The sequence below is a fragment of the Streptomyces litmocidini genome (genome assembly GCF_014649755.1).
In the GTDB taxonomy this organism is placed as follows: domain Bacteria; phylum Actinomycetota; class Actinomycetes; order Streptomycetales; family Streptomycetaceae; genus Streptomyces; species Streptomyces litmocidini.
In genome coordinates this window covers 147,958-159,771 of record NZ_BMTQ01000009.1, presented here as the reverse complement: position 1 = coordinate 159,771, position 11,814 = coordinate 147,958, and the positions used below count along the sequence as shown (strand labels likewise).

Below are 11,814 nucleotides of genomic sequence, written 5' to 3'. Positions count from 1 at the left end.
CGATCCGGCGTCGCGACAGCCCGGAAGAGGTCTCCCCGGTCGGGAACGGTTCCCCCGCGTCCCCCGCGCGTCAGAGCGCGTCCGGGCCACGCTGCCCCGTGCGCACGCGCACCACCGTTTCCACCGGCACGGCCCACACCTTGCCGTCGCCGATCTTGCCCGTGTGGGCGGCGCGGACGAGGGCGTCGATGACCGGGTCCGCGTCGGCGTCCTCGACGACGACCTCGATGCGGACCTTGGGGACCAGGTCCACCCGGTACTCGGCGCCCCGGTACACCTCGGTGTGCCCGCGCTGGCGCCCGTAGCCGCTGGCCTCGGTGACCGTGAGCCCGTTGACGCCGAGTTCCTGGAGCGCGTTCTTCACCTCGTCGAGGCGGAAGGGCTTGACGATCGCGGTGATCAGCTTCATGCGGAGGGCTTCCTGTCCTTGACGGGCGAGGTGACGGGGGACGCGGCGTGCAGCGGCGAGCCGCCGTGGCCGAGCACGCCGTGATCGTAGGCGGTCTCCGCGTGCACCGTTTGGTCGAGTCCCGTCATCTCCTCCTCGGCGGATGCCCGGAGTCCCATCACCCGGTCGAGGACCTTGCCGATCCCGTAGGTGCCGAGGAAGGCGTACGCCGCCACGGCCGCCACCGCGAGGGCCTGCCGACCGAGCTGGGCGGCCCCGCCGCCGTAGAACAGCCCCTCCTCGCCGCCGGTCATCTCCGAGGTCGCGAACAGGCCGATCAGCAGCGTGCCGACGACACCACCGGCGAAGTGCACGCCCACGACGTCGAGCGAGTCGTCGTACCCGAAGCGGAACTTCCAGGCGACCGCGTACGAACAGACGACGCCCGCGGCGAGGCCGACCGCGGCCGCCCCGGGCATCCCGACGACCCCGCATGCCGGAGTGATCGCCACGAGCCCCGCGACCGCGCCGGACGCCGCGCCGAACGTGGTCGGATGGCCGTCGCGCCGCTGCTCGACGAAGAGCCAGCCGAGCAGGCCGGTGCACCCGGCGACGAGGGTGTTGAGGAGGGACGCGGCGGCCAGGCCGTTCGCGCCGAGCGCCGAACCGCCGTTGAAGCCGAGCCAGCCGAACCAGAGGAGCCCCGCGCCGAGCAGCACCATCGGCAGGTTGTGCGGCCGCATCGCCTCCTTCTTGAAGCCGATGCGCGGGCCGATCACCAGGCACAGGGCGAGGCCGGACGCGCCCGACGCGATTTCGACGACGAGTCCGCCCGCGAAGTCGAGGGCGCCCAGCGAGTGCGCGATCCAGCCGCCGGGGCCCCACACCCAGTGCGCCACGGGAACGTATACGAGGAGCGTCCACACCGGCACGAGGACGAGCCAGCCCGCGAACCTGGTGCGGTCCGCGACCGCGCCGCTGATCAGCGCCGCTGTGATGATCGCGAACGTCAGCTGGAAGGTGCTGAAGAGGAACGTGGGCACCGTGCCGGTGAGGGTGTCCGGACCGATGCCCGCCAGACCGAGGTGGCCCAGGCCTCCGACCAGACCGGCGAAGGCGTCGTCGTCGAACGCGAGCGAGTAGCCCGCGACCAGCCAGACCACCGTGACGAGGGCGATCGACACGAAGCTCATCATCAACATGTTGAGGACGCTCTTCGTACGGACCATGCCCCCGTAGAACAGGGCCAGGCCGGGGGTCATCAGCAGAACGAGCGCGGTGGCGACGAGCAGCCAGGCGGTGTCGCCGGTGTCGAGCCGGGGTGCGGCGGCGAGGGGCATCGAGGGTCTCCTCCTACGGGTTCGGGGGAGAGCCTCGTGGCGGCGCATTTCGCGATGCGTACGCGGAAGTTTCCGCCGTGTTTCGTGTGGCGCGGGTATTGCAGAACCCTCACGTCCCGTCCCGTCCCGCCCCCGCCCCGCGCGGGACCGTCGCCTCGGCGTGCGGGGGCCGGGCGTGCGGGGCCGGCGCGCGGGGCCGGCGTGCGGGGGCCGGCGGCATCCGGCTCCGGCCGGTGCACGGATCGCCCGGCCGGTCGCGGACGTCCGGAGGCCGGGCGGGCCCTTCTCGGGGACCGCCCGGCCTCGTCGTACGCGGAGCCCGCTCTCGCGGGGCGGGCTGTTATTCGAGCAGCTCCGCGTACGAGCCCATGGCCAGGGCGATGTCCGCCTGGGCCCAGAACCGGTGGTAGGTGAAGACGGGGGCGGCGCCGCCCGCCAGGTAGGCCTCGACCTTCGGCCAGGCCGGGTCGTCCTTGTAGAAGGAGCGGATCGAGGCGAAGGTGGAGGAGGAGTTCACCGCGTCGCCGTTCGGCATGGTGCCGGTCCAGCCGCTCGGCACGTACACGGGGTCGTCGAAGCGGTTGTAGTCGGCGCGGGTCTCCGGGACGGCGATGCCCAGGGCGTCCTGGTGGTGGTTCCACATGCCGTCGAGGAGGGCCTTGGCGACGCGCTTGGCCTCGGCGTGGCCGGACCTGGCGGCGTAGTAGGTGAGCGTCTTGGCGTAGGCGGCGGCGACGCCGACGTCGTCGGTGTAGTCGGCGACGGTGACGTGCAGTCCGGCGTTGGCTCCGGGGTTCGTCGCGTTCCAGGTGTCGGGCGCGCCGGACCACTGGAGGGTGGAGGGGACGCGGTAGGTGCCGTCCGGGTTGATCGTGGTCTTGGACAGCGCCCAGGAGACCCACTTGTCGAGGACGGTCTTCGCCTTGGCGTCGCCCGTCTGCTGGTAGTACTCGGCGACCCGTTCCATGGACCAGGCCTGGAAGCCGAACCACTGGTTGGACGCGGGGTCGTGGTAGACGGGCTTCTCGTCGTAGTACATGCCGTGGAAGGTGGGGGTGCCGGCCGGCGGGGTGGCGTAGCGGCCCTGCCAGCTGTTGGTGGCGCCGCCCGCGATGGCGCCCTCGTCCGACTGGAGCCAGCGGTAGAACTCCAGCTGCCGGCCGAGGCTGGTGGCCCAGTCGGCCGCGCCCGTCGCCGACTTGGGCTTGAGCGGGGCGTAGGAGCTGAGGGCGTAGGCGGCGAGGGGGTTCTGGTAGCCGCTGTGGTTGTGGCTGGAGCCGATGCGCCAGGACCAGCCGGCCGAGGTGTCGGTGGCACCTCCCCAGGCGTAGTACCAGGACAGCAGGTAGTGGGCGCTGTCCTTGCCGGTGCCGGCCGGGCAGGCGGTCGGTCCGACGCAGTTCCCGACCTTCTTGAAGTACTTGTCGAACATGGCGTACCGCAGGTAGTCGCCCATCTTGGCGGCCTTGCCGACGGTCGTGGCGACCTGGGACCCCTTGCCCTGCTGCTTGGCCCAGAGGTCGGCCCAGTAGGCGGCCTGGACGGCGCGGGCGTCGGCGTCGGGGGCGTCGGTGAACTTCCACTGCTTGGCGTAGGAGGAGTCTCCGGTGAAGAGGTCCAGGTAGCCGTTCTTCCCGCCGAAGGAGAAGTTGTCGCAGGTGGGGTGGGTGACGGTCTCCCAGACGGACTCCTGGGGGCCGCGCTGGAAGGTGTTGATGTACGAGGGGCCGGTCGCCGTCGGTCCGGCGGAGCACTTCCCGGGTTCGTTGCCGTAGCCGTAGACGTTGTCGACGTCCTGGATCCAGTGCATGCCGTAGATGTCGTCGGTGCCGTAGGCGCTCTTGAGCTCGGCGGCGATCGGGTCGGAGCCGGAGGCCACGCCGGAGTCGAGCTTCGCCGGGTACTGGGAGGGGAGGTCCCACTCGGGGGCGTACGTCGCCGGCTTGGAGGCGTTGTAGGAGCCGGTGGTGGGCTGGTCGGCGTGGGTGGGGATCATGAATTTCTCCATGGTCTCCCAGGCGCCGTTGAACTTGGTCCAGTCGCCGGTGATCTTGCCGTACATGGCCTGGAGCCAGATGAGGTAGCTGTACGCCTCCGAGGTCGTCTCGTGCCCGTGGTCGGGGGCCTCGACGATCAGGGTCTCCACGGAGTGGTACGGGATGCCCTCGGGCGAGAAGTAGCCGTTGGCCGGGTTCGTGATCTTCCCGTGGAGGTCGAGGAAGCGGGCGTCGTACGTGGAGTTCGCGGCCAGCTGGGCGACGGTGACCTCGGCCTTGGCGTGGCCGGGGGCGGTCGCGGTGAAGACGGCGGAGCCGGTGCCGGTGGCCGCGGCGGCGACGGTCACCTTCTGGGCGGTGTTCCAGTTCGCCGGGGTGAAGGTGAGGGCGGCCGGGGTCGCGGTGAGGTTGGTGTTGCCCGAGGTACGGGCGACGCTCACGGTGACGTCGGAGGTCGGGGCGGTGGAGAGCTTCAGGTCGAAGGTGCCCGTGGAGCCCTGGCGCACGCCGAGCTGGGTCGGTGAGGCGACGAGCGCGGGTCCGGCCGCGACGGTGATGCCGACGGGCGCCGACTCGGCGGAGGCGCCGAGGCTGTCGTAGGCCTTGGCGTAGAGGGAGTGGGCGCCGGTGGTGAGGCCGGTGGCGCTGTGGGTGAAGGGCGCGGTGGTGTCGGTGCCCAGAAGGGTGGTGTCGCTGTAGAACTCCACCTTGTTCACGGTGGCGCCGTCGGCCGCGGCGGCGGTGGCGGCGAGCGGCACCGCGTCGCCCTCGGTGTAGACGGCTCCCGGCGCGGGGCTGGTCAGGACCGCGACCGGGGCCTTGTGGGCGCCGGCGCACGGGGTGCCGTTGACGGCGAAGCCGGTCGGGGCGGCGTTGGCCCCGCTGTAGGTGAACTGGGCGCCGGTGGTGGTGGCGGCGCCCGGGGCGAGGGTGCCGTTCCAGGAGGCGTTGGTCACCGAGACGTTCCTGCCGGACTGCGACCAGGCGCCGCTCCAGCCGTTGGTGAGCTTCTGGTCGCCGGCGTAGGAGTACGTCAGCGTCCAGCCGTCGAGGGGTTCGGCGGCCCGGTTGGTGAGGGTGAGTTCGGCGGTGAAGCCCGAACCCCAGTCGTTGGTCTTGTAGTCGACGCTGCACTGGACGGCGGCGGCCTGGGCCGTCGTGACGCCGACGGCCGTGAGGCCGAGGGGGAGGGAGAGCGACGCGGCCAGCGCGGTCAGCCGCCGGCGGGGTCGCGTTCTCGGGCGGAGTCGTGCCATCGGGATGGTTCTCCTCGCGGCTCGGGGGGTCGGGGATGCGAAGAGCGGGAGGTGCGACGGTCAAGCTCTGAACCAGTGGGAGCGCTCCCACTGTGCAGTTGGGGCCCATCGCCGTCAAGGTGTGTGAGGAAGTCGAAGCCAAAAGCCGGGGAATTTACCCAACTCCTCTTTTGCTTGGCGTCTGTTGGCGCTACGGTCTGCCCCGACCCAGTGGGAGCGATTCCATCCAGTCGGCACACCGTCAGGGGTGTGCCCTCGCTGCGAGGACTCGCTCATGCGACATCCCCCACGTCTGTCCGCGCTGCTCGCAGGAGCGGCGCTCACGATGGCGAGCACCGCTCTCGCCGTCATGGGTGCGGCCTCAGGAGCCGCGGCCGCACCCGCCTGCACGGTGGAGTACTCGGTCGTCGGCCAGTGGGCCGGCGGCTACCAGGGCGCCCTGACCGTCACCAACGACGGTGCCGCGCTGAGCGGTTGGAGCCTCGGCTTCGACTTCCCGGCCGGTCAGGTCGTCGGCCAGGGCTGGGGCGGCAAGTGGTCCCAGTCCGGGACGTCCGTCACCGTGGCCAACGAGAGCTGGAACGGCGCGCTCGGCACGGGCGCGAAGGTCTCGGCCGGCTTCATCGCCTCCTGGACGGGCGCCAACACGGCGCCCGGCTCGTTCACGCTCAACGGCACCCCGTGCGACACGGGCGCCCCCGCCCCCACTCCCACTCCTACTCCCACTCCCACTCCCACTCCCACTCCCACTCCCACGACACCGACTCCCACTCCCACTCCCACGACACCGACTCCCACCCCGACCACTCCGCCCACCACTCCCCCGACCACCCCGGCCCCGGTCACCGGAGCACCCGAACTCGGCGTCTCCGGAAACAGGTTCACCGACCAGAACGGCGCCACCCGCCGCCTCCTCGGCGTCAACCGCTCCGGCGGCGAGTTCATGTGCGTCCAGGGCTACGGCTTCTTCGACGGTCCCGTCGACGACGCCTCCGTCAAGGCGATCGCCGACTGGAAGGCCAACACGGTCCGCATCCCCCTCAACGAGGAGTGCTGGCTCGGCCTCGACAACGTCAAGGCCGAGTACCGGGGCGCGAACTACGTCGCCGCCGTCAAGGACCTGGTGGCCAAGGTGCTCGCCCACGGCATGACCCCCGTGGTCGAACTCCACTGGACGCACGGCCAGTACACCGGGAACTCGGCCGGCTGCCCGGACGTGCACGCCACCTGTCAGAAGCCGATGCCGGACGCCCGGTACACCCCGGCGTTCTGGACCTCGGTCGCGAACGCCTTCAAGGACGACAGGCGGGTCGTATTCGACCTCTTCAACGAGCCCTATCCGGACCGGGCGACCTCCACCGCGGCACAGGCCTGGTCCTGCTGGCGCGACGGGGGCACCTGCCCCGGCATCGGCTACGAGGTCGCCGGCATGCAGGACCTGGTGGACGCCGTCCGCGCCACGGGGGCGAAGAACCTCGTCCTCGTCCCGGGCCTCGCGTACTCCAACGACCTGAGCCAGTGGCTCGCGTACCGCCCCACGGACCCGGCGGGCAATCTGGCCGCCGCCTGGCACGTCTACAACTTCAACACCTGCGCCGACGAGACGTGCTGGAGCAACACCCTCGCCCCGGTGGCCGCCCGGGTGCCCCTCCTCGCGGGCGAGATCGGCGAGAACACCTGCGGACACGCGTTCATCGACCGCGTCATGAAGTGGTTCGACGACCGCGGCCTCTCGTACCTGGGCTGGACCTGGAACACCTGGAACTGCGGTTCCGGTCCCGCGCTGATCACTTCGTACGACGGCACCCCCACCGCGTTCGGCATCGGGCTGCGCGACCACCTGCGCGCCCTCACTCCCTGAACCCGTCATCCGAAAGGAACCCCACCCCCATGAGCCGCACCAGAAGCACCGGCCGGACCGCCCTCCTGGCGGCCCTCGGCCTGGTCACCGCCACCGGCGCCACCGCCACCGTCCTCGGCACCGCCACCGCGGGCGCCGCCACCCCCGGCTGCAAGGTCGACTACCAGATCACCAGCCAGTGGAACACCGGCTTCGGCGCCAACGTGACCGTCACCAACACCGGTGACCCGGTGGCCGCCTGGACCCTGGAGTGGACCTACGCCGGCAACCAGCAGGTCACCCAGGGCTGGAACGCCACCCTCACCCAGTCCGGCACGGCCGTCACCGCCAAGAACGTCTCCTACAACGGGACCCTGGCGACGGGCGGCTCCACCTCCTTCGGCTTCAACGGCTCGTACAGCGGCACCAACGCCGTGCCGGCGACCTTCAAGCTGAACGGCGTCACCTGCAACACCGCCACGCCTCCCACGACCCCGCCCACCACTCCCCCGACCACCCCTCCCACCACACCGCCTGCCGGCACCAAGGCCGACAACCCGTACGCCGGCGCCAAGGTGTACGTGAACCCCGAGTGGTCCGCGAAGGCGGCGGCCGAGCCCGGCGGCACCAAGGTCTCCAACCAGCCCACCGGCGTCTGGCTGGACCGGATCGCCGCCATCAACGGGTCGAGCACCTCCATGGGCCTGCGCGCCCACCTCGACGAGGCCCTGAAGCAGAAGGGCTCCGGCGAGCTCGTCGTCCAGCTGGTCATCTACGATCTGCCCGGCCGCGACTGCTCCGCGCTCGCCTCCAACGGCGAGCTCGGCCCGACGGAGATCGGCCGCTACAAGACCGAGTACATCGACCCGATCGCCGCGATCCTCGCCGACTCCAAGTACGCGGGCCTGCGGATCGTCACCACCGTCGAGATCGATTCGCTGCCCAACCTGGTCACCAACGTCTCCGGGCGTCCCACGGCCACCGCCAACTGTGACGTCATGAAGGCGAACGGCAACTACATCACCGGCGTCGGCTACGCGCTCAAGAAGTTCGGCGCGATCCCCAACGTCTACAACTACGTCGACGCCGGCCACCACGGCTGGCTGGGCTGGGACGACAACTTCGGCCCGTCCGCCGAGCTGTTCAAGCAGGCCGCCACGGCGGAGGGCTCGACCCTCGCCAACGTGCACGGCTTCATCGTCAACACCGCCAACTACAGCGCCCTGAAGGAGGACCACTTCGCGATCGGCGACAGCGTGAACGGCGTCTCCGTGCGCCAGTCCAAGTGGGTGGACTGGAACCGGTACACCGACGAGCTGTCGTACGCCCAGGCGATGCGCGACAAGCTGGTCTCGATCGGCTTCGACAGCCACCTCGGCATGCTGATCGACACCTCCCGCAACGGCTGGGGCGGCACCGCCCGGCCCACCGGCCCGGGCGCCACGACCAGCGTCGACACGTACGTCGACGGCGGACGCTACGACCGGCGCATCCACCTCGGCAACTGGTGCAACCAGTCCGGTGCGGGTCTCGGCGAGCGGCCCCAGGCGGCCCCGGCCGCGGGCATCGACGCGTACGTCTGGATGAAGCCGCCGGGCGAGTCCGACGGCGCCTCCAAGGAGATCCCGAACAACGAGGGCAAGGGCTTCGACCGCATGTGCGACCCCACGTACACGGGCAACGCCCGCAACGGGAACAGCATGTCGGGCGCGCTGCCGGACGCCCCGCTCTCGGGCCAGTGGTTCTCGGCCCAGTTCCAGGAGCTCCTGAAGAACGCCCACCCGGCGCTGTAACCCCCCGCGAACCGTTCGGCCCCGAGGGATCCACCTCCCCCGGGGCCGTTCGCACGGCGACACGCGGGGACCTGACGAACACCGCTCGCAGTCCTCGCCCGCGGCCTCCGTCCGCCGGGACCGTCGTCCCGTGCGACGTGACGGCCGACGCGGGCGGGTCGGACCACTGTCCGGTCAAGGCGCGGTTCCGCTTCTGACCGGGGCCGGGCGCGACCCCCGTCCCGCGGCGCCCGACGGGCGTCCCGGACCGGGGGCCGCGTCCGTCCGCCCGTTCCCGGGGGAGCCGCGTCGGGACGGCCGCGTCGGAAAGGGCCGTGCCGGAACCGGAAGGAGTCACCTCGGGACGACGGTGTCGGGAGCGGCCGCCTCAAGAGGAGTCGCGCACCACCAGCTCCGTGGGCAGAACGTGCCGGCGCGGCTCCTCCGGCGCGGTCTCCGTGCTCTCGTGGATCTCCTGGATCAGCATCCGCGCCATGGTGCGGCCCATCTCCTCGATGGGCTGGCGCACGCTCGTCAACGGCGGGTCCATGAGCCGGGCGACCGTCGAGTCGTCGACCCCGACGAGGGCCACGTCCTCCGGGACCCGGCGGCCCGCCTCGCGCAGGACGCTCCGCGCGCCGGCCGCCATCACGTCGGAGGCGGCGAAGACGGCGTCCAGGTCGGGCCGGCGGTCCAGGAGCCGCCGCATGGCCCGCCGGCCGCCCTCCTCGGTGAAGTCACCGGCCGAGACGAGGCCCTCGTCGGGCGGGAGTCCGGCCTCCGTGAGCCCCGCCCGGTAGCCGCCGAGCCGGGCCCGCGCCACGTACATGTCGAGGGGGCCGGTGACGGTCGCGATGCGGCTCCGGCCGCGCCCCACCAGGTGGGCGACGGCCGCCCGTCCGGCGCCGATGTTGTCGGAGTCGACGTACGGCACGCGCTCGGCCTCCACCCGGCGGCCGTTCAGCACGACCGGGAGGCCCAGTTCCCTGACGCGGTCGGGCAGCGGGTCGTCGCCGTGGACCGAGGCGAGCAGCACCCCGTCGACGCGCTGGGCGGCGAGGTACTGCTCGAAGCGCTGCCGCTCCTGCTCGCTGCGGATGAGGGTCAGCAGCAACTGCTTGTCCGCGGCGGCGAGTTCGGCACTGACCCCGCGGATGATGTCGAGGAAGTACGGCTCGGCGAAGAGCCGCGCCTCGGTCTCGGGGATCACCAGGGCGACGGCGTCGGTGCGACTGCCCGCCAGGGCGCGGGCCGCCTGGTTGGGGACGTAGCCGAGTTCGGCGACGGCCCGGGCGACGGCCGTCCTGGTCTGCTCGCTCACCCGGGGGGAGCCGTTGATGACCCGGGAGACCGTGCCCCGGCCGACCCCGGCCCTGGCCGCGACCTGCTCCAGGGTGGGTCTGCCGCTCTGCCGTCCGTTCACGACTCCCGAACTCCCCTCGTAGGACAACGCGCCGCTCACCCGCCCGGATGACGCCCAGGTATGGGAGCGCTCCCACAGTAGTCCACCACCACCCGTCGCGTCACGCGCCCGCGTTCAGGAGATGACGGCTCCCCGCCTCGCAGGGGGCCGCGAAACCCCCGGAAAACCTTCCGGTAACGAATCCGCGTTCATGTCTTGACACTCGCACCCGCCAGGCAGCAACCTTCCGGCAACGACGTGGGAGCGCTCCCATCAGGAAGCGACACCACCTTGCATCAGGTCCTGGCGGGCGCCGCCGAGCCGCGATCAGCCGGCCGGGCCTCTGGGCGCACGAAGAGCACCACCTTGGACGAGGAGAGTGGAATGCGCACTTCCAGCAGCAGACGCGGACGCCGTGCGGCGATCGCGGCGGTCGCCGTCGTCGTGACCGGCACGACCCTGCTCACCGGTTGCGGCGGCGACGAGGACGACGGCGCCGGCAAGGACGGCCAGGGCGCCGGGAAGATCACGCTGCGGATCGGGACCTTCGGTTCCTTCGGCTACGACAACAAGACCGGCGCCAAGCTCTACGCCGAGTACGAGCGGCTCCACCCGAACATCAGGATCGAGGAGTCGAACGTCTCCGACGGCCAGAAGTACTGGGACACGCTGAAGCTGCGCCTCGGCCAGAACAGCGGCGTCGCCGACATCCAGGCCGTCGAGGTGGGCTACATCGCCGAGGCGACCGGCCCCGCCATGGCGAACAAGTGGGTCGACCTGGGCAAGGAGGGCGGCGCGGACCTCGGCGCCTTCCTCGACTGGAAGGTCAAGCAGGCGACGACGGCCGACGGCAAGGTCATCGGCCTCGGCACCGACATCGGCCCCATGGCCATCTGCTACAACAAGGACCTCTTCGCCAAGGCCAAGCTGCCCACCGCCCGCGAGGAGGTCGGCAAGCTGTGGGCCGGCGACTGGTCCAAGTTCATCGCGACCGGTGAGAAGTACAAGGCGGCCGCGCCCGCCGGCACCGCCTTCCACGACTCCGCGAGCGGACTGTTCAACGCCGTCGTCTCCAGCGACCCGGTGCAGTACGCCAACGCGAGCGGCGAGCTCGACTGGGAGAACAGCCCCGGCGTGAAGAAGGCCTGGGAGACCGCCGTGAAGGCGGCCCAGGGCGGACTCACCGCCAAGCTGCGCCAGTTCGACGAGAAGGGCACGTGGAACGCGGCCTTCAAGAACTCGAAGTTCGCCACGGTCGCCTGCCCGAGCTGGATGACCGGCATCATCAAGGACCAGGCCGGCCCCGCCAACCAGGGCAAGTGGGACATCGCCGCGCCGCCGGTCGCCGGCAACTGGGGCGGCTCCTTCCTCGCCGTGCCCAAGGCCGGCAAGCACACCAAGGAGGCCGCCGAACTGGCCGCCTGGCTGACCGCCCCGGAGCAGCACGCCAAGGTGTTCGCGGTCAACGGCAACATCCCCTCGTCCAAGGACACGCTCCTCTCCTCGGCGGTCCAGGAGGCGAAGCTGCCGTACTTCGGCGACACACCGGTCGGCAAGATCTTCGCCGGCGCCGCGAACGGCATCACGCCCGCCACCATCAGCCGTTACGACGGCCAGGTGAAGACCTTCCTCACCGACAACGGCATCCTCGACATCGAGCAGCGCGGCACCGACCCGGCCAAGGCCTGGGAGAACGTCAAGAAGCTGGTCGACGACAAGATCGACCACTAGGCCGTGTCCGGAAGGTCCCGCCTGGGCCGCGACGCCTAACGGGGGCGCCTGCCGGTCCGCCGCCCGCGGGCGGCGGACCGGCACCGTC

7 protein-coding genes are annotated in these 11,814 nt (G+C 71.2%); 3 read left to right on the top strand and 4 right to left on the bottom strand.

Annotated elements, in window-relative coordinates:
- Window positions 1-70: 70 nt before the first annotated feature.
- The 3 genes from IE180_RS20680 to IE180_RS20670 all read right to left on the bottom strand — a co-directional run bounded on the left by IE180_RS20680 (window position 71) and on the right by IE180_RS20670 (window position 4,981).
- On the bottom strand, window positions 71-409 hold the full coding sequence (locus IE180_RS20680) for a P-II family nitrogen regulator (RefSeq protein WP_190158399.1): 339 nt from the start codon (window positions 407-409) through the stop codon (window positions 71-73).
- Window positions 406-1,728 (bottom strand): ammonium transporter, encoded by a 1,323-nt coding sequence (locus tag IE180_RS20675; protein WP_190158398.1) that lies wholly within the window; start codon window positions 1,726-1,728, stop codon window positions 406-408. The genes IE180_RS20680 and IE180_RS20675 overlap by 4 nt, the downstream gene beginning before the upstream one ends.
- Window positions 1,729-2,068: 340 nt before the next feature.
- Window positions 2,069-4,981, bottom strand: a complete 2,913-nt coding sequence (locus IE180_RS20670) for a glycoside hydrolase family 48 protein (protein WP_190158397.1) — start codon at window positions 4,979-4,981, stop codon at window positions 2,069-2,071.
- A 274-nt stretch (window positions 4,982-5,255) separates the two neighbouring features.
- On the opposite strand from IE180_RS20670, the gene IE180_RS20665 reads away from it, so the two are divergent.
- Complete coding sequence (locus tag IE180_RS20665; protein ID WP_190158396.1) at window positions 5,256-6,842, top strand: cellulase family glycosylhydrolase; 1,587 nt, start codon at window positions 5,256-5,258, stop codon at window positions 6,840-6,842.
- A 29-nt stretch (window positions 6,843-6,871) separates the two neighbouring features.
- Window positions 6,872-8,614, top strand: coding sequence for a glycoside hydrolase family 6 protein (locus IE180_RS20660; protein WP_190158395.1), 1,743 nt, complete (start codon window positions 6,872-6,874; stop codon window positions 8,612-8,614).
- 367 nt (window positions 8,615-8,981) lie between these two features.
- Here the strand turns inward: IE180_RS20660 and IE180_RS20655 are convergent, their stop codons facing one another.
- Entirely contained in the window at window positions 8,982-10,016 is a 1,035-nt protein-coding gene (locus IE180_RS20655) for a LacI family DNA-binding transcriptional regulator (RefSeq protein WP_190158394.1), read from the bottom strand.
- A 363-nt stretch (window positions 10,017-10,379) separates the two neighbouring features.
- On the opposite strand from IE180_RS20655, the gene IE180_RS20650 reads away from it, so the two are divergent.
- Window positions 10,380-11,726: an ABC transporter substrate-binding protein gene (locus IE180_RS20650; RefSeq protein ID WP_190158393.1), complete on the top strand. Its 1,347-nt coding sequence runs from the start codon at window positions 10,380-10,382 to the stop codon at window positions 11,724-11,726.
- The last annotated feature ends 88 nt before the right edge of the window (window positions 11,727-11,814 follow it).